The sequence below is a fragment of the Endozoicomonas sp. ALC013 genome (assembly GCF_049310205.1).
Classification (GTDB): Bacteria; Pseudomonadota; Gammaproteobacteria; order Pseudomonadales; family Endozoicomonadaceae; genus Endozoicomonas.
The window spans coordinates 25,461-47,549 of the sequence record NZ_JBLYNS010000020.1; the positions used below are offsets into that span (position 1 = coordinate 25,461).

Consider the following 22,089-nt stretch of genomic DNA (forward strand, 5'->3'; position numbering starts at 1 on the left):
AAATAAAGACAAGTTTCGAATTTAATCTATAAAATTCGTCGCAAGCACCAATTAAACCAGAGTTTATAGACATTTCAGCAAGATGAACTATAAACAGAACAGTGTACACTTTTCATATTTTTTATGAATTAATGAAATATAATTATGGATAGAGGCACTGCTGGTATAAGTTGGAAATACACGACATCAGGTAATGATTATAAACCACCGGATGGTCATACCAATGCTTCAAGGAGTGGGCGATATCGGCATGACACAGTCAGACAGGTGAATACTCCACCCCCCTATATCTCAAGGTGTAATGAATTTTATCATACTTCTGACGCATGCTCTTCTCACTATCCACCAAGACATTCAGTAAAACCTGTTTATGATTTTAATGCTCTCATTACACACGAAAAAATGAGTTGCCTGGTGAGGATATCTGCTCGTTATGGTGATCGCTATGATGGTAGAAAACACAGTCAATTTGCCAGTTCAATTAAACAATACACATTAGGGTCAAAACGACCTTTAAATCATAGTGAACAAAGCCAACTGATACCATTGTTGCACGATTTTAAAGCGACACCCGGGTGGACCTGGCGAAGCCTGACGACAACGCTTCATTCCTTTACTTCAGCGGGTGTTTTGACCCCTCATAAATACATGGATGAGTTGGGAAAGGAAACTCAAGCTGCTTTACTGTCAACTTTACTTGATGCAGTAATAATACAGTGCAACCAAAAACCTGAAGTCAGAACTATTGATACACAAGGTATCGCCAACCTACTGTGGTCTGTGGCGAAACTGGTGGACAACGGGCTGGAGAAGACAGCGAAGCTCAAAGAGGCCGTAGCCGCGCTGTTGCCCCATGTGAAAACCAAAGCCGAATCAAAAGACGAGAAAGACCACTTCAACACTCAAGGTATCGCCAACCTGCTGTGGTCTGTGGCGAAACTGGTGGACAACGGGCTGGAGCTGGAGAAAACACCGAAGCTCAAAGAGGCCGTGGCCGCTCTGTTGCCCCATGTGAAAACCAAAGCCGAATCAAAAGACGAGAAAGACCACTTCATCGCTCAAGGTATCACCAACCTGCTGTGGTCCGTGGCGAAACTGGTAGACAACGGGCTGGAGATGGAGAAAACACCAAAGCTCAAAGAGGCCGTGGCCGCGCTGTTGCCCCATGTGAAAACCAAAAAAGCCGAAGCAAAAGACGAGAAAGACCACTTTATTCCTCAGCATATCGCCAACCTGCTGTGGGCCGTGGCGAAACTGGTGGAAAACGGGCTCAAGCTGGAGAAAACACCGAAGCTCAAAGAGGCCGTAGCCGCGTTGTTGCCCCATGTGAAAACCAAAGCCGAATCAAAAAAAGAGAAAGACCGCTTCACTCCTCAGCATATCGCAAACCTGCTGTGGTCTTTGGCGAAACTGGTGGACAACGGGCTGGAGCTGGAGAAGACACCGAAGCTCAAAGAGGCCGTGGCCGCGCTGTTGCCCCATGTGAAAACCAAAGCCGAATCAAAAGAAAAGAAAGAACACTTCAAGCCACAGGAGGTCGCCAACCTGTTGTGGGCGGTGACGAAACTGGTGGACAACGGGCTGGAGCTGGAGAAGGTACCGAAGCTCATAGAGGCCGTGGCTGCACTTTTGCGCCACGTGAAAACCAAAGCCGAAACAAAAGAAGATAAAGACCTCTTCAAGCCACAGGATGTCGCCAACCTGCTATGGGCCGTGGCGAAACTGGTGGACAACGGGCTGGAGCTGGAGAAGGTACCGAAGCTCATAGAGGCCGTGGCCGCACTTTTGCGCCACGTGAAAACCAAAGCCGAAACAAAAGAAGGTAAAGACCTCTTCAAGCCACAGGATGTCGCCAACCTGCTATGGGCCGTGGCGAAACTGGTGGACAATGGCCTGGAGCTGGAGAAGACACCGAAGCTGAAAGGGGCCGTGGCCGCGCTGTTGCCCCATGTGGAAACCAAGGCCGAATCAAAAGAAGAGAAAGACCAATTCAAGCCACAGGCTGTCGCCAACTTGCTGTGGGCCTTGGCGAAACTGGCGGACAATGGGCTGGTGCTGGAGCTGGAGCAAACACCGAAACTCAAAGAGGCCGTGGTCGCACTATTGCCACATGTGAAAATCAAAGCCGAATCAAAGGAAGAGAAAGACCATTTCAAGCCACAGGAAGTCGCCAACCTGCTGTGGTCCCTGGCAAAACTGGGTGAGGCTATTGAGCTGAACGCGGTTAAATCAACGTTCGATTCTCTTGTCGAGAGAATCAGTGAAAACCCTCAGCTCTCTGAGCAGGGTATATTGATGTCTCTCTGGGGAGTAATGGCATTCTGTGCCAGATTTTATCTGGACAGAGGTTGCAGTGATAAAAACTCGCTTGAAAAGCACATAGGTGAACTATTTTCTCGCCTGGAAAATACATCATCAGGCAATACAGATGATCAATACATCATTGCCATGGCTGCAAGTTGGCTAGGGAGAACGTGTCCGGTGGTCCCCCATTACCGAACAATCATTTCACAATCTCAATCCACCTTCCGCGATCACCTCCAATCAAGCTTTCCGTCGTTGAAGATTGAAGAAGAAAAGAGTCTGAACTCATTACCTCCGGTTGACCTGCGACTGCCAGATTACAACATGGTTATCGATGTTCAGGGACCTTTTCATTACGTGAGTGGTGATTTCAAAACCAGGAATGGTTCGACTTTGCTTAAAATCGCCCTGCTGCAAAAACTGGGATTTGATGTCATTGAAATCCCGGTGAACAAGCTTGATAACCAGAATTCAATGAAAATCGTTATTGATCAAATAAAGACAAAGTTAGCAGTCCTGCCAGAGCCCCATGGCTCTGTGTCACTTAATAGCGGCGGGGGGACAGACGATGAGGCATACGTTACTGCCGATGAAGGAGAGCAATTCTCAGATGACTGTTACTTTACCGCAGAAGAATATTTAGAAGAACAAACAGGTAAACCAAAAAAGAGAAAAAGGAAGAGAAAAAAAGCCAGTAAAAACTCATTATGGGGATAATGACCGGAGTTTGATGTAAAACAAAACCCAACAGATGAACACACCCCTCGTTTTTGATGCCATCGGACCACGTTGCGAGGCGTCATCAGTGGTTTACTTGCGTTCATCTCCTGATCTCACACCTGACGCAGTCAAGCTGCGCCTTTTCCGTAGTGCTCACCTCCATCTCAGTTGCAGTTATGAGCAGAGCGACTCTGCCCCCGTGTCACACTGTGTCCTTTGTGGTTCCAATGCTTGTAAGGCTTTCGCGACAGCCACGGACCGTGGAAACGAGTCTGTAAAACCCGGAGCAATCCGGGCTTTCAGTTAACACAATCCAGACCAGAACTCAGCCCAGTTGCTCCATGATTTCTGCAGAAATGTCCGCATTGGTATAGACATTCTGAACATCATCCAGATCTTCCAGACGATCAATCAGTTTCATGACTTTCTCGGCACCTGCCAGATCAAGCTCTGTCTGGGTAGAAGCGATCATGGCGACTTCACCACCGGCAGGAGTGAGCCCGGCCGCTTCCAGAGCATCCTTGACGGCCATAAACTCAGTCCACTCGGTCAGCACTTCTACTGAGCCATCATCATTAGTGACGACATCTTCAGCACCGGCTTCCAGGGCTGCGTCCATCAGCTGCTCTTCATCAACACCTTCTTCAAAGAAAATCTGACCTTTACGCTCGAACAGATAAGCAACGGAACCATCGGTACCGAGGTTACCACCATGCTTGGAAAAAGCATGACGAACTTCAGCCACCGTCCGGTTGCGGTTATCCGTCAGACACTCAACCAGCACCGCGATGCCACCAGCCCCGTACCCTTCATAGGTGACTTCTTCCATATTGGAATCATCTTCACCACCGGCACCACGGGCAATTGCGCGGTTAATGGTATCCCGGGTCATATTGGCAGCCAGGGCTTTATCAACGATCGCTCGCAGCTTCGGGTTATCCTCAACATTACCACCGCCCTGCTTGGCGGCAACGGTCAGTTCCCGGATGATTTTGGTAAAGACTTTGCCCCGCTTGGCGTCCTGCGCAGCCTTACGGTGTTTGATGTTGGCCCATTTACTATGACCTGCCATAAAAACCTCTATTTAAACGCTTGGCTGGCAGCCGCTCCACTGAGAGGCTGCCAGGATGAATCAGTGACTGGTTGCAGATGCCGGATCGCGACGAATGCGCAGATTCAGATCGCGCAGCTGCTGACTTTCCACTTCACCCGGAGCCTGGGTCAGCAAACAGGAAGCTGACTGGGTTTTCGGGAAGGCAATCACTTCACGAATGTTAGTGGTACCACACAGCAGCATCACCAGACGGTCCAGGCCGAACGCCAGGCCACCGTGAGGAGGCGCACCGTACTTCAGGGCATCCAGCAGGAAGCCAAACTTCTCACGCTGCTCTTCTTCCTGGATGTCCAGCACACGGAATACCGCCTGCTGCATGTCCTGACGATGAATACGGACAGAACCACCACCCACTTCATATCCATTCAGAACCATATCATAAGCACGGGACAGTGCCTGAGACGGATTAGCTTCCAGCTCTTGGGGAGAACAGGTTGGTGCTGTGAATGGATGGTGCAGCGCAGTCAGGGAGCCATTATCGGTCTCTTCAAACATCGGGAAGTCAATAACCCACAACGGTGCCCAGTCACAGGTATAAAGATTCAGATCTTCACCCACCTTGCAACGCAGAGCACCCAGCGCCTCATTCACAATTGTTTCTTTATCCGCACCAAAGAAGACAATATCGCCATTGGCAGCGCCAATACGGGACATGATGTTCATGGTGACATCATCTCCCAGGAACTTGATGATTGGCGACTGAAGGCCTTCAACCCCTTTCTCCAGCTCATTCACCTTGATCCAGGCCAGACCTTTGGCGCCGTAGATGCTGACAAACTTCGTGTAGTCGTCAATCTGCTTACGGCTCAGCTCGGCACCGCCGGTCACTTTCAGTGCGGCAACCCGGCCTTTAGGATCTTCTGCCGGGCCTTTAAATACCTTGAAGTCAACGCCGGCCATCAGGTCTGCCACATCCACCAGCTCCAGGGGAATACGCAGGTCTGGCTTGTCAGAACCATAACGGCTCATGGCTTCGGCATAGGTCATGCGTGGGAATTCGGTACCGAGATCCACGCTCTTCACTTCCATAAACAGTTTTTTGATCAGGGACTCGGTAATGCCCATGATCTGAGCTTCATCCAGGAAGGATGTCTCAATATCGATCTGGGTAAATTCCGGCTGACGGTCAGCACGCAGATCTTCATCACGGAAACACTTGACGATCTGGTAGTAGCGATCAAAGCCAGACACCATCAGCATCTGCTTGAACAACTGAGGAGACTGGGGAAGTGCGTAGAAGTGCCCCGGATGCACACGGCTGGGCACCAGGTAGTCCCGGGCACCCTCGGGAGTTGCACGGGTCAGCATCGGTGTTTCGATATCCAGAAAGCCGTGCTCTTCCATAAAGCGACGGACTACAGCGGTGGCTTTGCTGCGAATAATCAGCTTTTCCTGCATTTCAGGACGACGCAGATCAATGACCCGGTTACGCAGGCGCACATCTTCACCCACGTCGGTATAACCTTCGATCTGGAAAGGCGGAGTCTGGGCCTGGTTAAGGATTTCCACCTGCTTACCCAGCACCTCAATCTCACCGGTAGACATATTGCTGTTCACAGTGCCTTCCGGACGGGGACGCACAATACCGGTAATTTTCAGGACATATTCGCTACGCACCTTGTCAGCCAGTGCAAACGCTTCTTCAGTATCAGGGTCGACCACCACCTGAGCCAGGCCTTCACGGTCACGCAGGTCCAGGAAAATCACGCCACCGTGATCACGACGGCGATGTACCCAACCGCAGAGGGTGACTTCCTGCCCATCATGGGAAAGATTCAGTTCGCCGCAATAATGGCTGCGCATAATATACCTCAAATCAGGAATTCAACTGGATTTCATCCTAACAGCCGCCGGGCTGAAAGGAAGTGGATCAATTACTGGTTGCCGAGCAACGCTATTATTCACTGGTTGCAGGGCAACCGGCACAACTGCTCTTGCTGTCTTTGCCAGGACAGTGGTTATCACTGGAAGACAGGTTTTTCTTACTGCCTCCTTTGAAGTCGGTTTCATACCAACCACCACCTTTCAGCCTGAAGGCCGGCGCGCTTAACAGCTTCTTCAGTGCGGCCTGACCACAGACCGGGCAATCACGCAACGGTGCATCACCGAATTTTTGAATCGCTTCCGTCACTTCGGAGCATTGCTCACACTGATACTCATAGATCGGCATTGACGCTGGCCTACCCTTTCACTTACAACAGTAAGCACCATTGATATCGTATTGAATTGGGCGCTTACGTATACTGATTCGCAGAAAAACGGCCATTATACCCCAAAGACCGGCAGAGTCAGCCGTTGCCAGACAAAAAAAGCCGCACTGGTCACCAGTACGGCTTATCAAATAGAACGAACAACACTGAATCCCTATCGTAGATATTGCCTCTTAAACCGGATGAGATTTAAGCATATCCGCCTCATAGCGCTCCTGATCCCTGATCGCCTCGACAACCATGGCCTCGACCTCTCGCTCTGCTTCAAGAAGCTGGGCAAGTTGATTGGTCCCAACAGAATCAACCATGTCCCCATCCGATCTCTTTTCCAGCGCCTCTTGCATATCAGCCATTCGCTCTTTTAACAGGAGCATTGTAAATGCCTGTGGATTATTAGCCCCTTCAAGACTGAGACTGTCGCCAAGATAGGGCTGATCGACGGGATTTTCTTCACTGGCTGTCATTGGTGGCTCTGCCGGGGGTATCGGAGACTGTGCATGTTTGGTGCCTTCAAGACTATCGCCAGGATTTGGCTGATCAGTTGCATTTTTATCATTGGCCGTTACTGGTAGCTCTGCGCGCAGCATTGGAGCCTGTGAATTATCGGCATCCTCAATACTGGTACTATCATCAGGATATGACCGATTGACGGTATTTTTTTCACGGGCTGTCACGGGAGGCTCTGCAAGCAGCACCAGAGCCAGACCTTCAGCAGCATCAGTTAACTGTTGTTCAGATGGAGCGGCCTGATTGCGCACAGAGTCCAGCGCAGAGGTGTCACGGGCCGAAAAGAAACTGAACAGGTTATCAACGACCTCCGGGCTTACCAGCGATTTCAAGGCCTCAGGAGAGCCTTTACCTCCCCGGGGCTGACGACTTTCAATGTCACGATCCGATACCCGAAGAATCTCCCTGTCATAGTCAGCAGCAATAAGACTGGTCAGCCTGGAGCGAACCTCGTCACTGTCAAAACGCTTTTCTAATACTTTTAATTCATGTTTAAGTTCATCCAGCTGCTCTTCACCGGATTCCAGAGATTCCGGACTGATAGCCTTCACCAGGGGAACCGACAGGTCCCTGACCGCATTATCATCAGAACTCGAAAGCAGCGCCTCTTTTGCAGTCAGTCGCACCTCCGCGGCCATTTTCCTCCCTTTTAATGCTTCTATTTCAGCATCCAGTGCTGGCTTCTGATGGTCAGGAGCCCTGTCCCGTTCTGACTGCTTGCTGTTGATCGAATGCTGCGTAGACTCAATCGTTTTTCTCATTGCACTAATGTCTGATGAAAGAGAGACTTGTGCCTGTCGATCCGCAGCCCGTATTTCAATGGTTGTCACACTGTTGAGTACCTTAAGGTCATTAATCGCACCTCTTAAGGACAACAGCAGGTTCTGGGTATCAGAAAGATCAAGCTCCCCCGGGGTCATGGCATTATTCTGGGCAATCGTGGCACGAAACGAATCCAGCCTTGACTGCAAGGTTCTTGCCAGATAGTCAACACCGTTGTTGCCACTATTTGCCGGCGCATTCAGCTGGACACCCGCCTGACTTCCGTCCGGACCGGAACCCCCAGATTGTGAGACAGAATTTGCTGGACTGTAGCCACTGCTTACCCCATTCCCGGGATTTGCCGAAACATTGCCCGGTGTGCCCGGAGCAGGCGTTATTCCTGTTTGTACACCACCCGGTTCTCCAACTGTGTTCGACATAATAACGCCCTCCCTGACTCTGACGCCTGAAAATCACCCTGCCCGGTATTCCTTACCGGGCAACAAACAATCACTGAAACACCTTCACTGCAATTTGCCATGAACAAAACTGGTCAATTTTTTCGCCTGCTGAAGCTCATCTTTCCAACGGGCGGACTGGCTCGCTCTGGTCACCGCCTCAGATAAAGCTTTCTGAGCCAGAGACCAGCGTTTGATCTCAATAAAGCATTTAGCCATCATCAGTGAAGCTCTTGGGTCCTTCTGTTCAAGCTTTTCCCCATAAGCCAGCGTTGCCGCAGCCTCGGCAAACAGGGAAAGCTCATACTGAGACAGGCCCAGGCCAAGAAAATAGGAATAGCTGGTATGATCAAGCAGACAAAGATGTCGGAAGACCTTTAAAGCATCGGTAAAATGGCCGGAATTGAATTGGGCAAAAGCCAACCTGTACATAGCATCAAGCTGACATTGATCCAAATTACGAAGTTCTTTCATGGAGCCACCTTTAGCCAGATAAGCGAGCCAAAGTGACGCTGAGGACGGCTGATCAGCCTTATTATCCATAACCCTCAAAAGCCTCATCCCTGATAAAATTGTGTAAGGTATTATTCCATTATAACCAGTGTATATTTATACCTATTTATCATTAATAGCAGCAGGGCTGAAAATCGACCTAATCGCTTTAAAAATCAATTGTTTATATGAAATTCCGTGCTATCTATTTTTACTCAGCACCTGAATTAAAAATCAGTCGTATGGAATTTTCGGATACTTACAGATGGACTGAGGCCTCAGAACATACAATAACTCATTGATAAAGCCATCACCGAAATAAGCAATTCAGATAATGAAAGATTTGTATGCACTGGCATACTCTGATTACAAGGCATCTGGAATATTGATTCACTAATTTTTAAGCAAAAAAAGAGGGCATACGCCCTCTTTTTTTCAACTTAAGCAGTTAACTGCTTAGAATGCAGCTACAGAGTAAGTCAGGTACAGACGGTTAACGTCTTCATCGTACAAATCGCCCGGAACATTTCCACCTGCATCAGTACCATTTGCTCTGTAATTTACGTACAGCCAAGCAAGAGACAAACCTTCCAAGGATCCATCAAATGCGTAAGAAGCGAAGCTACCATATTCCCGACGCTTAAAGTTGGCGATGTTATCAGCATCGTCCCCCTTGGCATACCATAAATCCCAACTCAGACCTTCCAATCCTTGATCTGCAAAGTTAAAACCACCAGATACAACGTAAGCCTTTTCCCCTTCCTTAGCATACTTCTCCCACTGGTCAAGACTAGAGTTGAAGGTATCATTGTTACCAGCTACATAATTAGGATTAAAGTTACCATCTTTGGTTTTGTTGTAGCCTAAACCAACATACGCATTGCCATAATTGTAAGTTGCATTAAGGTTATAGTACTTCGATTGGTAGTCATCACCAGACACATCACTTTTCACTTTACCGTAGCGTGCATCAAGATCAACAGAGCTCATCTCATCTAACTCAAAGCTATACTCCGCTTTCAGAAAGCTCTGCTTAATTAAATCTTTCGACTTGCCATACTCCGCAGTCAACCCTAAACCTTCGTACGAATAATTAGCCCCAAAAATACGGATGTTTTTGACAGGGACCTTGACGTCATCGGACTCACCATCTGTGCCTTTATCATCTACTACGTAAAGATCATTACTGAAGGATGAGTCATTACGATCACTGAAACCTGTAATTTCAGTAAAGTAAACATTTGCACCTTCAAAACCCACGGAAAGATCGTAACCAGTAGAACTAGCTGCAAGGATTCGAGAACCAGAATCTGAGTATGTTTCAGTACTACGCTTCTTGACACCTACAGTGCCGACCAATTCTACTCCACTAAAAGTATGCATTGCTTTCAAATAAGCCTGTTGAAAGCCAGAGATAGAATGGGAATCAGTTAAGGTATCAGCAATATCATCACCATTAGCATCAATGTATGAACCAGATACATTCGACGCAGAGTAATTCAGACCTTCTTTCACTTTCAAAGGCCCTGCATAACCAGCAGTAACAACCGCACCGACAAGATCATTAACATAACCACTGTCAAAGTCAGCTACCAAACCATGCGCCCATTCATTACGCTCATAGCCATTGTTATCTTTGGCTTTTTCTTTCCAGTAGTAGTTCTTATAAGTAAACGTCAGACTCGGATCCATAGTCACAGCTTCAGAAGCCTGAACAGAGGTAGCGGCGACAGCTGTAGCAACGGCTACACCCAGTGCGCTTTTAGCGAGGGTTTTCATAATCAGAATTGCTCCCTGAGTACTTTGTGTTGTGTTTATTATTGCGACTACCACCAACTGACATAAGCAGTTCCCCTTGGTGATATACATCCTGTTCGCAACGAGAAATTATTTTTCTACAACCCTGAACAAATTGCAACCATAAAAAAAGGAGCCGGTAAGCTCCTTTGGTGTTGCAGCTCTTATAAGCAGCCTGGTAAATGGTTTCAATGCAATTGATGGGTTCCTTCACTGACCTCCATACTTCGTTCGTCCTGAGCGGAGTCGAAGGGCGTAAGCTCCATACCCTGAATAAAGACTGTGCCAACCACCCTTCGTCCGTTCACCCTGAGCCGAGCCGAAGGGCGCTCAGGGTGAACGGAGATTGTACACATCAAACTCATTGAAATGATGCACTACGATGCTGCAAACTCCTTCAGCTTCTTCAATGGCCTTACCTTCACCTGAATAGAAGCAGGCTTGGCTGGCACATCCATTAATTCGCCGGGTTTGAAAGGGTTTGGCACCCCTTTTTTGGCTTTTTGCGCCGGTTTTTTCTTGGTCACGATTTTTAACAGACCGGGCAAGGTAAACTCACCACACCCCCGTTTTTTAATATGGCGCTCAACCAGTTCGCTCAGTTCATCCATTACCGCACTGACCTGCTTTCTGCTAAGCCCGGTATTCTCGGCAATTTCTGCCAGCATCTGGGTTTTGCTGTATTTTTCCTTGATTGCGGGTGCTTTTTTCCCAGCCATAGTCGTACTCTCCTGATGAAAATTCCTTTTAAGCCTTCCCTTAGGCTTTCCCTTTTAAAGAGGGCATTGAGCGCTTGCCAATGTTTTACTGTTATCTGATTAAAGCAATCTGCTTTGACCAGCTAACGGCAACTATCAGCGACTGCATTATCTGCCACAGCACCAGGCGGATTTGGTACCTCCCTTTCTCAATAAGACATGACCAGAGTTGCCTTATCACTCCATGAGTACAACGTTATCTATTAACAACCTCTAGACATTTCTACAACTTTACGAACACCATGCTTAATAGAAGACGGCAGCAGTAGATATACAAGGTACTGAATACCACTATAATATCGGTATTTTTCCACGTCGAGCATTTTTTACCAAAAGATTCACACCCAAATAACAGAGTCAATCACCCCTTCCAACAACCCACCAGAAAGCTCACATCGCTGTTTACAGGCTCTTTCCCGCCTGCCTGCACCGTCCGTGAAGTGTCTCGACTGATGTTAAATGTCAGGCAGGCCTGTCAATATTTGAGAAATAAACATCATAAAGGTACATTAACACTGATATGGGAAACCATGTGTTCCATCATAATAAGTTGCACAACGTGTTTGTCGGGCTCAATGCTGTCTGGTCATGATTAAAAAATGCACGACAGCTTTACACCAGATTCTGTTTTCACGGATGGCTTGTGGTTCTGAAAAGCCTATGCGTAGAAGGGCTCGATGTTTTCAACTGATACTGATAACAAATTAAGGGAACATGCCTTGAAACATTTAAAAATAGCTCATCTTTTAACCGGCCTGTTGGCATTTTTTTTCGTCATTGCCATCATGACCAACCTCTACCAGCCATCAACAGCCGCTGCCAACCCGACCAACCCGGTGGTTGCACTATTACTGATGGCCGCTTCATTAAATTTAATGACAGGAGCCTACCTGAGCAGACGCAATGGCTTCCAACGGTGGCTGCAGATAGCCGGGTCCGTCTTGCTGTTTTCAGCGCTCTGCGCAGCGGTTGGTTTCGCCTATAACAACACCCTGATGATCTCTGGCGTGACTCTCGACCAGATGACGCTGTTTTCAGTCAGCACCGGCACCCTGTTTCATGTTATTGCCAACCTGCCCGGCAGTTCCGGCTCAGCGGCGGAACCGCTTGATGACTCCGGACGGGAAACCGGCTCGGTCAAATGGTTCAATATCACCAAAGGGTTTGGCTTTATTACCCGTGATATGGGGGAAGATGTCTTTGTCCATTACCGTGCCATACGTGGTGAAGGACACCGAACCCTGAGTGAAGGACAGCGGGTTGAGTTTATTGTGGTTGAAAGGGACAAAGGCCTTCAGGCGGAAGATGTGATTGCCGCACCGAAAGGAAGATAGGCATTCCGGTCTTCTGGCTGGCAAACGTTATTCCGGCCAGAAGAATCCAGAGCCGTCTAATCATCAATCAATAGTGGGGAGGAGGTAACTCTTCCTGGCTTTCCAGCTGTTCAGCCACCATCTCTTCAAATTGCTTTTTCAGTTGCGCCATGGCTTCTGTTAACCGGTCAATATCTTTCTGCTGCCGGGTAACCACTTCATTCAATTGAGCAATCGTATCCTCCTGAAAACTCAACTGGGTTTGCAGCTCAAGAAGTTCATCTTGCATCGTTTGTTACTCCCACAGGCAGCCAGCCAAACCACTTCCGGTCATTAAACAAGATCGATTACAGGCAACCGGAAGCAGATTAATCTGCGCAGTCTACTCCTTGAGCTTCTGCCTTCCAAATTTACCTTACCTGTTAAGCCCACTGGAAAGAAGGCATATCGGTAATGCCCGTTTTCAGCTTGTGCATCACCTCTGCGAGCTGTTCATCCGTATAAGGCCGGGCTGGATGCCTGCCCCACACCGGCGCTGGCCAGGCAGCATCCGCCGTGAAACGGACGACATGATGCACATGCAGCTGTCGAACCACGTTACCCAACGCGGCCACATTCATCTTGTCTGCACAGAACAGCACCTGCAGCATTTCCGCCAGATATGAGGATTCGAAAAGCAGCTGTTGCTGGGCCGCCTCATCCAACTGATAAATCTCTTCCACCCCCTGGATACGGGGAACCAGGATAAACCAGGGATACTGGCTATCGTTCATTAGCAAAAGGCGACAAACAGGAAAATCACCAATAACCACACTGTCTCTTGCCAGCTGGGGATCCAGTTCAAAGCTACTCACGGTACAGCCCATCCAGAGAAAATAGAATAGAGAAGGTATTTTTCAGAACAACCAATCAACAACAGGGGATTTTGCAACAGCGGTTGGTATAATAACCGATTGGCCTTAAAATGCCGCATTAATTGACGTCAAATTTTGACACGCTTTTTTTGAACAGCCTGGTAAATGAGCACATGAGAACCAGTCAGTATCTGATTCCAACCCTTAAGGAGACGCCTGCCGATGCCGTGGTCATCAGCCACCAGCTGATGTTGCGTGCCGGTATGATCCGCAAACTGGCATCCGGCCTCTATACCTGGTTGCCTCTGGGTCTCAGGGTCCTGCAAAAAGTAGAAAACATTGTTCGTGAAGAGATGAACCGCTCTGGCGCACTGGAGACCCTGATGCCCGCCGTTCAACCGGCGGAACTGTGGCAGGAAACCGGTCGCTGGGATCAATTTGGCGCTGAACTGCTGCGTTTTCAGGATCGCCACGGTCGTGATTTTGTGATTGGCCCAACCCATGAAGAAGTCATTACTGACATTGCCCGTAACGAGTTGAACAGCTACAAGCAGCTGCCAATCAACCTGTACCAGATCCAGACCAAATTCCGTGACGAGCGTCGCCCACGTTTCGGCCTGATGCGCGGCCGCGAATTCCTGATGAAAGATGCCTATTCATTCCATGCCACTGAAGCGTGTCTGCAGGCAGAGTATCAGAATATGCACACGACCTACTGCCGCATCTTTGACCGCCTGGGTCTTGAATACCGTGCAGTGCAGGCTGACAGCGGTGCCATTGGCGGCAGTGGTTCCCAGGAGTTCCATGTACTGGCCGAGTCCGGTGAAGATGCCATCGTATTCAGCGACCAGAGCGACTATGCAGCCAACATTGAGAAAGCAGAAGCTATTGCCCCTGCAGGTGAACGCCCTGCCCCCTCTGAAGCGATGACACTGGTGGACACTCCGGATGCCCGGGCCATCGATCAACTGGTAGAACAGTTCAACCTGCCTGTTGAAAAAACCATCAAGACCCTGATTGTTGCGGCTGCAGAAGACGCTGACAGCGAGTTCATTGCCCTGCTGATCCGTGGCGACCACGAGCTTAACGAAGTCAAGGCGGAAAACCTTGCGGATGTGGCTGCTCCCCTGCGCTTTGCCACCGAAGAAGAAGTTAAAAACATCATGGGTGCCGGCCCTGGCTCACTTGGCCCGGTTAACTGCCCAATCCCGGTGATTGTCGATCGAACCGTAGCGAAAATGGCCGACTTTGGTGCCGGTGCCAATATCGAAGGCAAACACTACTTCGGCATCAACTGGGAGCGTGACTGCACCTTCAGCCGCGTTGAAGACCTGCGCAATATTCAGGAAGGTGACCCAAGCCCCTGCGGTAAAGGACAGCTGTTTATCAAGCGTGGTATCGAAGTTGGCCATATTTTCCAGCTGGGTACCAAATACAGCGAATCCATGAACGCCACGGTTCTCAGTGAAAATGGCAAGAGCATTCCGCTGGCCATGGGCTGCTATGGCATCGGCGTTTCCAGAACCGCCGCCGCCGCCATTGAACAGAATTACGATGACCGTGGCATTATCTGGCCGGAAGCCATCGCGCCTTTCCAGATCGCCCTGGTACCTCTGAAGATTGAAAAATCCGAAGCAGTCCGTGAAGCGGCCGAAAAACTCTACCAGGAACTGACCACAGCAGGCTTTGAAGTGCTGATGGACGACAGAAAAGCCAGCCCCGGAGTGAAGTTTGCCGATATGGAGCTTATCGGTATTCCGCACCGCGTGGTTCTCAGTGACCGTGGCCTGGCGGATGGCATGGTGGAATACAAGCACCGGACTGCAAACGATAAAGAAGATATTCAGCTCAGTGAAATTATCGAACTGCTTAAAGAACGCACAAAACGCTAACGGTACTTTAACTGCTGACAGCCTTTTACCCGTGATAAGTAGTTGGCCAAATGGAATCGTATATTTCTGGCTAAGTGGGCAGTTACTATGCAAGGCACAACGCAGGGAGCATAGCCTTAGCTATGTGACCGGAGTTGTAACGCCGCACGACTGCATGGATGCAGGAGCTAGAGCAACGCAGGAGCAGTTGCCGGGAGTGACTGTCCACTTAGTCAGAAAATAGGATTTCATTTGGTTAACTACTTAAGTAGCTTGCTGAAAACTGCCACCCCCAAAGCCCGATTCCGGGCTTTGGGAATTGTGGCCGTTCTTGTCATGGCTCTTGTTATGCCAGCAGCCAGTCAGGCGGAATGGCACGACCCGATTTTACAGGAAGTGCTGTCACGCTCACTGGATCAACCCAGCAGCTTTGACGATCAGTTTGACGCCGAGGTCTGGCTGGTTGATATGTCTGCCCGTCTGGCCCGGTTTATTAAAGACCCGGACCTTCGGCTTGAGGTGCTCAGGATGATTCACTTCGAAGCATCCAAGGTAGATTTACAACCGGAGCTGGTGCTGGCACTGATTCAGACAGAATCTGCCTTTGACCAGTATGCAGTGTCTTCGGCTGGTGCCCTGGGTTTAATGCAGATTATGCCGTTCTGGAAAAATGTTATTGGCCGGGATAAGGACAACCTCATCACCATTCAGACCAACCTGCGCTATGGCTGCACCATTCTCAGTTATTACCTTAAGAAAGAAAATGGCAATCTGACCAGGGCTCTGGCCCGATATAATGGCAGCCTGGGCAAAACCTGGTATCCGGAGCGCGTACTGACCAACTGGGAACGTCACTGGGTTGTGAATTAACCCGTGGTAAACGAGTCAAACGCCTGCAGCGACTCTTCGGTAATGGAAATATTAACCACCCTGGCCAGAGGTGGTCCTTTATGAAGCCACTCTTCCAGCCTGGCAACGGCTTCTTCTGAGCCACACATCAACACTTCAACCCGTCCATCCGGCAGATTTCTTGCCCAGCCACCGATGCCCAGGCGACGGGCTCGCTCCTGGGTTGAGCCTCGAAACCAGACACCCTGAACCCTGCCTTCAACAAAGGCTCTTTTGCATACATCAGCCATTGGACGAGGTTTCCTGTAATTGGTGTTTACTTAACTTGTGAATCTGCTCTTCAAGGCTTTTCCTGGTCTGTGGTCCAAACAGTTTGCTCACCACTTTACCTTCTGGCGAAATAATATATGTGGCGGGCAACACTTGGGGAGGAGGCTCGTTCAACACCGTCAGTGGCGACTCCCGAAGCACCGGAAAGAGAATATCCAGGGCTTTTGCCTTCTTGATTAACGCCTCCCCCTGACTGTTGTCAAAATCAACGCCCAGCACCCTGACCTGACCATCATTGGCCAGCTCATTCAGCTCCGGAATCTCTTCCCGGCAAGGGTCACACCATTCTGCCCAGAAATTCAACGCGAGCCATTGACCATTTTCGCTGGCAATAGCAACAGGGTTGCCGTTTAAATCCGCAAAAGTCACTGGCTTGCTACAGGCCACAAGAGCACCCAACAGTACAACCACCAGAAAGTATTCCAATGTTCTTGTTATCCTCACGAATACCTCCGAAAAAACATTCATCGGGAAGGACGCACAATGTTATGCAACTCCCGTTTAACTCGCTCTACCTGCTGCTCATAACAAGAGCCAGAACCACGCCCATCCACCGGGCTCCACAAAGTTCCGGCTTACCAGACAGACGCAATTCAGTATTAGCCACAGACAGCACCTGATCAAGTTGACCAAAAGCTGCCAATACCCGCTATTTAGACAGTAACTGATCCAGCGAACAGTCCAGCGCTTCCAGTCTGGCACTGTTTACTGTCTGCAACCTCTGAATCAGATCAGATAACCAGTTCGGATCATCAGCGATAAGAATATTCCGGAGCTGCTCATCCTGAGGCATCGGCCAGGGCAACTGCTCACAGAAAGTAAACAGACTGATGTGTCTGAGATCCCTGGCAAGGAGCCATTCGCCGTCATCGCTCTTGCTGATCAACCCCATTGCCATCAGCCGGGCAGTATGCCCCTCCCAATCATCAAGAGAAACCGGAAGATCACGTTTGCGCAGGTCGCTGTAATGCAACCCCCGTCCCTGCTCAAACTTTTCCTGCAACTGCTTAAGGATTAATAAAATCGAGATTAACGGGTGTGGCCGCTCACCACCGGCCTGTTTGCCATAAAGATCCAGGGATCGAACCAGCACCGCACCAAACAGCACCATCAGCCAGCTTAGATACACCCAGAGCAGAAACAGAGGCACAGCGGCAAAAGCACCGTAAATCAGCTGATAGGTAGGCGACAGAGTAATAAATAAGGTAAAGCCTGCCTTGGCCAGTTCAACCAGAATGGCCACAAAAACCGCACCGACCAAAGCATGACGAACCGGCACTTTTCTGTTGGGCACCGCCGTATACAGCAGGGTAAGAACCAATGTACTGAGAACAACCGGCATAAGGCGCAAAAGCCACTGCTCTGCGCCCAGTATGGCCGTGGTATGAGAAACCAGTTTGAAGGATGCCAGGTAAGAAGTCGTAAGAAACCCGGCACTCAATAGCACAGGCCCCAGGCTGAGGATGGCCCAGTACAGCAGAAAACCGGTCATGCCACGGCGCACATGCGCCACCTGCCAGATAGTATTCAATGCCTTATCAATGGTTCTCAGCATCAGAAAGGAAGTGACCAGCAGGAAAGCGATACCGATACTGGTTAATTTTCTTGCCTGTTGGGAAAAATCGTTCAGATAAGATTGAACCATCTCCCCCGTCGAAGGCACAAAACTGGTAAAGATAAAGTTCTGAATGGTGTCTCCAACATCCTGAAGACTGGGCACCGCTGACAGGATACTGTAGGTGACCGTCATCAGTGGCACCACGGCGAACAGCGTCGTATAGGTCAGTGCCGCGGCATTTTCAATGCAGCGGTTATCTAGAAAGCGTTTAATAACCGCCGTGAAAAAACTCTGGAAGGATGACCAGAATTGCAGTACCGGTGCCATGATGAACTCCCTGTCAAACGAGAGATAAGTGTACCGAATTCAGAGGCTGAAAGGGACAGGTTTACTTCCTGACTATACATCCGACATCTATTACAAATGATTTGCAGAGCATCCACAGAGATTGGTAGGCTTTGCGGAAAATATCTATAGTCCTCCAGGCAAGGTCATCATGAGCATTACTATCTTTCACAATCCACGCTGTTCCAAATCCCGTCAAACCCTGAGCATTCTGGAAGAGCAGGGAATCAGTCCTGAGGTGGTGCTGTACCTGGAAAGCCCGCCGGATGCGGATCAGCTGAGAGCCATTCTGGGCAAACTGGGCATCAATGCCCGGAACCTGCTTCGTAAAGGTGAACAGGAGTTCAAGGATAATAACCTCAAAGATCCATCCCTGACGGAAGAGCAACTGATCAACGTTATGTGCGAGTTTCCCAGATTGATTGAGCGCCCCATTGTGGTCAACGGCGAAAAAGCCAGAATTGGCCGCCCTCCTGAGTCCGTGCTTGAGATCCTCTGACAATGCAGCAAAAAGCCAACCAAATCTACCAAGTCTGCCTTGCCCTCTATGCTGGCCTGATTCTCTCTCTGCTGGCAGAAACCTGGTGGTTGAATCCGCCACAGGGTTCGATCCTTGGTATCTCGGCCCTGCAGATACTGCCACTGCTGTTGCCACTTCCCGGCCTTCTGAAGCGTGGCCTGAGAGCAGCCTCCTGGCTCTGTTTTATCCTTTGCTTTTATTTTATCAGCGGCGTTCTTGATGCCTGGTTCAGGCCGGAACAACCCCAGGGCTGGCTGATCACCGGATTCAGCGTACTGCTATTTATTACTTCCATGATGTTTGTGCGCTGGCAGGCTCAGGCGAACAGGTTAGTGGAGAGTTAGTACCGATACAGGCTCACTCCCTTTTCGGTCCGGGCCTGATGATAACTGCAACTCAATATGCCCGGACGCCGTGCCAGTTTCACTTTTCAGGTAGTCGTATCTGGCCTTTTGCAAACTCTCCAGTTGATCAGGCGTCTTTGGCCAGTTTTTCAACAACCAGCTTTCGGCTTGCTGAAACCTCTGCCCGGGTGATTGTTCACCCACTTCGGGAATTTTCTGGTGACGACGGGTAGCCAGATACATTTGCTCCACAAGCGATGCCCGCACCCCGGGTGGAATAGTGATCATCTCAGCAGGCTCCACTGAACTGGTCGCTGCGTACAGTTCCAGCAATGCCTTTTCCAGTTCATAACGTGAGAGCTCGGGCCAATCTCTGGATTCAGAAACACCCACATTAACCAACACATTCAACTTTGGTCTCTCGATAAGCGCTTTCTTAAGGTTTACCAGATTTTTTTGTGATCGCTGTGTTAATGTCGCTTTACCCGCTTCATGGTAAAGCACAGGTTCAAGTGCATGACCGCTGGTATGGGAAAGGTAGTCGAACGGAGCTTGGACAATGGCCATAACACGTTGCTCAACCGCCCGATAGATACGCTGTGGTAATCTCGATTTATCGGACTCAAGTGAAAACGGGATAGCCGCTCTACCTGACGAATCGGTTATCAGGGCTTTTAATAAATGGATGGATGAAACCGGCAGGCTGTTTGCGATCTTTTTTGCCTGCCAGTCAGAAATATCAAGCTGACCTGTATGATTTTGACTGTTATAACTCAAGTCAAATTGGCTACCCTGCATATCATAACCGGCAACAGCCGAATACTTTTTTAAAGGACCTGCAAGACGAGCATCGTTGAGCTGAAACGCAAAATCATTATCAGAGCCGGATAATCGACCACTCAACTGCAAATCCCCGATGTTGGCCAGTGCAGCACTGAACTGATAGGTTCGGGAATTTTTTTCTTTCCCCGACATACCATCGGCAACCAGCCTTCCATTTACGCTTTCAAATACCCAGGGTGAATGGCCATTTGCCAGTTCAAGACGACTGTCGTTAATATCAAACGAAGTAATACCAGCCGGTAAGGCTGGCATTAACTGAACCGGACATTCTCCTGCCAGTGTTTCTGGCACTCTCAGATCAAGACCTGAAATAGCCAGCTCTGCCGTAGATTGTGCAGGATCATTGCCATGGAATTGCAGGTTATTCAGATGCCACTGCTGCCATTGGGCAGATAGTCCCGACCACAAGAGCTGCCCACTGCGCCCTTCTGCATTGCCTTTCAGAATCAGGCCGCCCGGCTTATCCCAGGACAGTGATAATGTGGCACTCACTGTCCCGGAAAAACGGTCATTGGCAGACAGTTCATTATTCTGCGTCGCCAATACATTAAGAGGCACAGCTTTAACCAGCGCGGACAAAGGCAGTTCGACCAGCCTCACTTCACCATCCAGCAAGCCTTTACTGACCTGATAAACGCCTGAGAAACTCCAGCTCTCACCATCACGGTTATCTGAATGAATCCTGATTCTGCCACCCTCTTCTTTCGCCAGCGTCAGCTGGTCAACAAAGAGTGGCTGATCTATTCCGGTGATAGAAAGGCGGCCACGATTGATGGACAGCCTTTGAAAGAGCGTCGGCAGAGGCAAGGCAATCAACTCCGGATCAATAGCGATGCTGACATCATCCAGTTCAATCCCACTTAACGATTCAATATTCTCACCAAACCACGCCCCCCACCAATGGCGATAGTTCAACACGACACTGACCTTCTGAGCAGTGAACTGAATCCCTTGCTCTTCCACCCGAATATCACTGCCGGTCAATCGGCGCTGCCATGGATCAAAAGTAATGTCTTTACCAGGCAGGCGTTGCCCGGTCTGTTGGTGAAGGCTGTTCAAAACCCGATCAGAAACCCGGGCAAACCACCACCCAGAAATAGAAAGCCCCCCCAGAAAAAGCAGCCCCAAAAGCCCCACAAACTGAAAACCACCAACCTTTCTCAACCACATAGGCCAGCTCCAAACCTGATGACCACTCCTTAACCCTAAAAATTCCGCAAAAACCAAACCCCAAGGTTTTCACCACACTTGATGCGGAATTTTATGGTCACCACCTCATGACTTCCTTAACAAAGGGGATGGTGAGCTTGCGCTTGGCGCGCAGAGAGGCACTGTCCAGTTTATGCAACAAGGTAAACAGGTTGCCCATATCCCGGGAACCACGGTGAATAATAAAGCGGGCAACGTCATCACTCAGGTCAAAGCCACGGTAATGAGCCCGAAGCTTGAGCGCTGCGACTTTATCCCGATCATCCAGTGGATGCACCTGAAATACCATGCCCCAGCCAAGGCGGGAAACCAGGTCCTGAAGTTGAATTCCCAGAGCCCTGGGAGGATTGTCCGCCGCCACCAGAAACCGGGTTCTGGAGTCCCGGAGCCGGTTAAACAGATCAAACAGCGCTTCTTCCCACTCATCGATACCGGCAACCTCACCAATATCGTCAAGACACACCAGCTGCAGCCGCTCAATACCTTCCAGAAGCTTTGGCGAGTAGTGAACCAGCTCTTTCATGGGCAGATAAATGCTTCGCCCGCTGCGCCGGTCCACCTGATGACAGGCCGCCTGAAGCAGATGGCTGCAGCCGACCCCTTTGGGGCCGTAGAGGAAAATAAACTGCTCGGATTCGATGCCGGGAACCGATCTATCCATATCCAGAAGATTGACCAGCGTCTCATTTCGCCCACTGTAGAAGTTGGCGAACGTGGCATCGTCTCTTAACTGGACACTGAGCGGTAGCTGCACAGGCAAACTCATAATGGACATCAAATCCGTAAAGGTAGTGTGATACTGACAACAAAACTGCAACATTACAAAAGACAGTAACACAATAAAACCGTTCAATTATCAACCGGTATTGACTGATATCAATAGACCGGTCAATAAATCGTCTTCAGCCCTGCTTTGCAACCGCTACGACAC

At 49.5% G+C, this 22,089-nt stretch carries 21 protein-coding genes; 6 read left to right on the plus strand and 15 right to left on the minus strand.

Annotated features, from left to right (window positions below):
• Positions 1–144: 144 nt before the first annotated feature.
• Positions 145–3,021, plus strand: a complete 2,877-nt coding sequence (locus ACO6V1_RS06225; RefSeq protein ID WP_422466204.1) for a DUF1601 domain-containing protein — start codon at positions 145–147, stop codon at positions 3,019–3,021.
• Positions 3,022–3,349: 328 nt separating this feature from the next.
• Here ACO6V1_RS06225 and ACO6V1_RS06230 read toward each other — a convergent pair whose 3' ends face one another.
• From ACO6V1_RS06230 to ACO6V1_RS06260, 7 genes are all read right to left on the minus strand, one after another.
• A complete protein-coding gene (locus ACO6V1_RS06230) occupies positions 3,350–4,096 on the minus strand; it encodes a YebC/PmpR family DNA-binding transcriptional regulator (RefSeq protein WP_422451039.1) in 747 nt (248 codons plus the stop codon).
• A gap of 60 nt (positions 4,097–4,156) precedes the next feature.
• Positions 4,157–5,941, minus strand: a complete 1,785-nt coding sequence (gene aspS / locus ACO6V1_RS06235) for an aspartate--tRNA ligase (protein ID WP_422451037.1) — start codon at positions 5,939–5,941, stop codon at positions 4,157–4,159.
• Positions 5,942–6,035: 94 nt separating this feature from the next.
• Positions 6,036–6,308, minus strand: a complete 273-nt coding sequence (locus ACO6V1_RS06240) for an FmdB family zinc ribbon protein (RefSeq protein WP_422451036.1) — start codon at positions 6,306–6,308, stop codon at positions 6,036–6,038.
• A gap of 213 nt (positions 6,309–6,521) precedes the next feature.
• Positions 6,522–8,057 carry a hypothetical protein gene (locus ACO6V1_RS06245; protein ID WP_422466206.1) on the minus strand — a complete coding sequence of 512 codons (1,536 nt, stop codon included), beginning with the start codon at positions 8,055–8,057 and terminating at the stop codon, positions 6,522–6,524.
• 84 nt (positions 8,058–8,141) lie between these two features.
• A complete protein-coding gene (locus ACO6V1_RS06250) occupies positions 8,142–8,618 on the minus strand; it encodes a tetratricopeptide repeat protein (protein WP_422466208.1) in 477 nt (158 codons plus the stop codon).
• Positions 8,619–9,023: 405 nt separating this feature from the next.
• Complete coding sequence (locus ACO6V1_RS06255; protein ID WP_422451031.1) at positions 9,024–10,346, minus strand: OprD family outer membrane porin; 1,323 nt, start codon at positions 10,344–10,346, stop codon at positions 9,024–9,026.
• A 395-nt stretch (positions 10,347–10,741) separates the two neighbouring features.
• Entirely contained in the window at positions 10,742–11,083 is a 342-nt protein-coding gene (locus ACO6V1_RS06260; protein WP_101746367.1) for an HU family DNA-binding protein, read from the minus strand.
• A gap of 1,112 nt (positions 11,084–12,195) precedes the next feature.
• On the opposite strand from ACO6V1_RS06260, the gene ACO6V1_RS06265 reads away from it, so the two are divergent.
• Positions 12,196–12,456, plus strand: coding sequence for a cold-shock protein (locus tag ACO6V1_RS06265; protein ID WP_332328248.1), 261 nt, complete (start codon positions 12,196–12,198; stop codon positions 12,454–12,456).
• A 67-nt stretch (positions 12,457–12,523) separates the two neighbouring features.
• Here ACO6V1_RS06265 and ACO6V1_RS06270 read toward each other — a convergent pair whose 3' ends face one another.
• Together ACO6V1_RS06270 and ACO6V1_RS06275 are read right to left on the minus strand one after the other, a co-directional pair.
• A complete protein-coding gene (locus ACO6V1_RS06270) occupies positions 12,524–12,724 on the minus strand; it encodes a SlyX family protein (protein WP_209202664.1) in 201 nt (66 codons plus the stop codon).
• Positions 12,725–12,857: 133 nt separating this feature from the next.
• Positions 12,858–13,301, minus strand: a complete 444-nt coding sequence (locus ACO6V1_RS06275; protein ID WP_422451028.1) for an HIT domain-containing protein — start codon at positions 13,299–13,301, stop codon at positions 12,858–12,860.
• Positions 13,302–13,462: 161 nt separating this feature from the next.
• Between ACO6V1_RS06275 and ACO6V1_RS06280 the strand changes: the two genes are divergently transcribed.
• On the plus strand, positions 13,463–15,181 hold the full coding sequence (locus tag ACO6V1_RS06280; protein WP_422451026.1) for a proline--tRNA ligase: 1,719 nt from the start codon (positions 13,463–13,465) through the stop codon (positions 15,179–15,181).
• A gap of 231 nt (positions 15,182–15,412) precedes the next feature.
• Entirely contained in the window at positions 15,413–16,030 is a 618-nt protein-coding gene (locus ACO6V1_RS06285) for a lytic transglycosylase domain-containing protein (protein ID WP_422451025.1), read from the plus strand.
• Here ACO6V1_RS06285 and ACO6V1_RS06290 read toward each other — a convergent pair.
• From ACO6V1_RS06290 to ACO6V1_RS06305, 4 genes are all read right to left on the minus strand, one after another.
• On the minus strand, positions 16,027–16,299 hold the full coding sequence (locus ACO6V1_RS06290; RefSeq protein ID WP_422451024.1) for an acylphosphatase: 273 nt from the start codon (positions 16,297–16,299) through the stop codon (positions 16,027–16,029). The genes ACO6V1_RS06285 and ACO6V1_RS06290 overlap by 4 nt on opposite strands.
• Positions 16,292–16,765, minus strand: coding sequence for a TlpA family protein disulfide reductase (locus ACO6V1_RS06295; RefSeq protein WP_422451022.1), 474 nt, complete (start codon positions 16,763–16,765; stop codon positions 16,292–16,294). The genes ACO6V1_RS06290 and ACO6V1_RS06295 overlap by 8 nt, the downstream gene beginning before the upstream one ends.
• Before the next feature lie 85 nt (positions 16,766–16,850).
• Positions 16,851–16,982, minus strand: coding sequence for a hypothetical protein (locus ACO6V1_RS06300; RefSeq protein WP_422466210.1), 132 nt, complete (start codon positions 16,980–16,982; stop codon positions 16,851–16,853).
• A gap of 6 nt (positions 16,983–16,988) precedes the next feature.
• Positions 16,989–18,224, minus strand: a complete 1,236-nt coding sequence (locus ACO6V1_RS06305; RefSeq protein ID WP_422451019.1) for a YihY family inner membrane protein — start codon at positions 18,222–18,224, stop codon at positions 16,989–16,991.
• A gap of 169 nt (positions 18,225–18,393) precedes the next feature.
• Between ACO6V1_RS06305 and arsC the strand changes: the two genes are divergently transcribed.
• Entirely contained in the window at positions 18,394–18,741 is a 348-nt protein-coding gene (gene arsC / locus ACO6V1_RS06310) for an arsenate reductase (glutaredoxin) (RefSeq protein WP_422451018.1), read from the plus strand.
• 2 nt (positions 18,742–18,743) lie between these two features.
• Complete coding sequence (locus ACO6V1_RS06315) at positions 18,744–19,106, plus strand: DUF2069 domain-containing protein (RefSeq protein WP_422451016.1); 363 nt, start codon at positions 18,744–18,746, stop codon at positions 19,104–19,106.
• On the opposite strand, the gene ACO6V1_RS06320 is transcribed toward ACO6V1_RS06315, so the two are convergent.
• Positions 19,092–21,119, minus strand: a complete 2,028-nt coding sequence (locus ACO6V1_RS06320; RefSeq protein WP_422466212.1) for a hypothetical protein — start codon at positions 21,117–21,119, stop codon at positions 19,092–19,094. The genes ACO6V1_RS06315 and ACO6V1_RS06320 overlap by 15 nt on opposite strands.
• Positions 21,120–21,216: 97 nt before the next feature.
• Positions 21,217–21,933, minus strand: a complete 717-nt coding sequence (gene hda, locus ACO6V1_RS06325; RefSeq protein WP_101746377.1) for a DnaA regulatory inactivator Hda — start codon at positions 21,931–21,933, stop codon at positions 21,217–21,219.
• Positions 21,934–22,089 lie beyond the last annotated feature (156 nt).

Bases quoted from the DNA above. Each gene is read 5' to 3' on its own strand.
- ACO6V1_RS06225 (WP_422466204.1), top strand. From the start codon at position 145: ATGGATAGAGGCACTGCTGGTATAAGTTGGAAATACACGACATCAGGT.
- ACO6V1_RS06230 (WP_422451039.1), bottom strand. From the start codon at position 4,096: ATGGCAGGTCATAGTAAATGGGCCAACATCAAACACCGTAAGGCTGCG.
- aspS (WP_422451037.1), bottom strand. From the start codon at position 5,941: ATGCGCAGCCATTATTGCGGCGAACTGAATCTTTCCCATGATGGGCAG.
- ACO6V1_RS06240 (WP_422451036.1), bottom strand. From the start codon at position 6,308: ATGCCGATCTATGAGTATCAGTGTGAGCAATGCTCCGAAGTGACGGAA.
- ACO6V1_RS06245 (WP_422466206.1), bottom strand. From the start codon at position 8,057: ATGTCGAACACAGTTGGAGAACCGGGTGGTGTACAAACAGGAATAACG.
- ACO6V1_RS06250 (WP_422466208.1), bottom strand. From the start codon at position 8,618: ATGGATAATAAGGCTGATCAGCCGTCCTCAGCGTCACTTTGGCTCGCT.
- ACO6V1_RS06255 (WP_422451031.1), bottom strand. From the start codon at position 10,346: ATGAAAACCCTCGCTAAAAGCGCACTGGGTGTAGCCGTTGCTACAGCT.
- ACO6V1_RS06260 (WP_101746367.1), bottom strand. From the start codon at position 11,083: ATGGCTGGGAAAAAAGCACCCGCAATCAAGGAAAAATACAGCAAAACC.
- ACO6V1_RS06270 (WP_209202664.1), bottom strand. From the start codon at position 12,724: ATGCAAGATGAACTTCTTGAGCTGCAAACCCAGTTGAGTTTTCAGGAG.
- ACO6V1_RS06275 (WP_422451028.1), bottom strand. From the start codon at position 13,301: ATGGGCTGTACCGTGAGTAGCTTTGAACTGGATCCCCAGCTGGCAAGA.
- ACO6V1_RS06280 (WP_422451026.1), top strand. From the start codon at position 13,463: ATGAGAACCAGTCAGTATCTGATTCCAACCCTTAAGGAGACGCCTGCC.
- ACO6V1_RS06290 (WP_422451024.1), bottom strand. From the start codon at position 16,299: ATGGCTGATGTATGCAAAAGAGCCTTTGTTGAAGGCAGGGTTCAGGGT.
- ACO6V1_RS06305 (WP_422451019.1), bottom strand. From the start codon at position 18,224: ATGGCACCGGTACTGCAATTCTGGTCATCCTTCCAGAGTTTTTTCACG.
- arsC (WP_422451018.1), top strand. From the start codon at position 18,394: ATGAGCATTACTATCTTTCACAATCCACGCTGTTCCAAATCCCGTCAA.
- ACO6V1_RS06315 (WP_422451016.1), top strand. From the start codon at position 18,744: ATGCAGCAAAAAGCCAACCAAATCTACCAAGTCTGCCTTGCCCTCTAT.
- ACO6V1_RS06320 (WP_422466212.1), bottom strand. From the start codon at position 21,119: ATGTGGTTGAGAAAGGTTGGTGGTTTTCAGTTTGTGGGGCTTTTGGGG.
- hda (WP_101746377.1), bottom strand. From the start codon at position 21,933: ATGTCCATTATGAGTTTGCCTGTGCAGCTACCGCTCAGTGTCCAGTTA.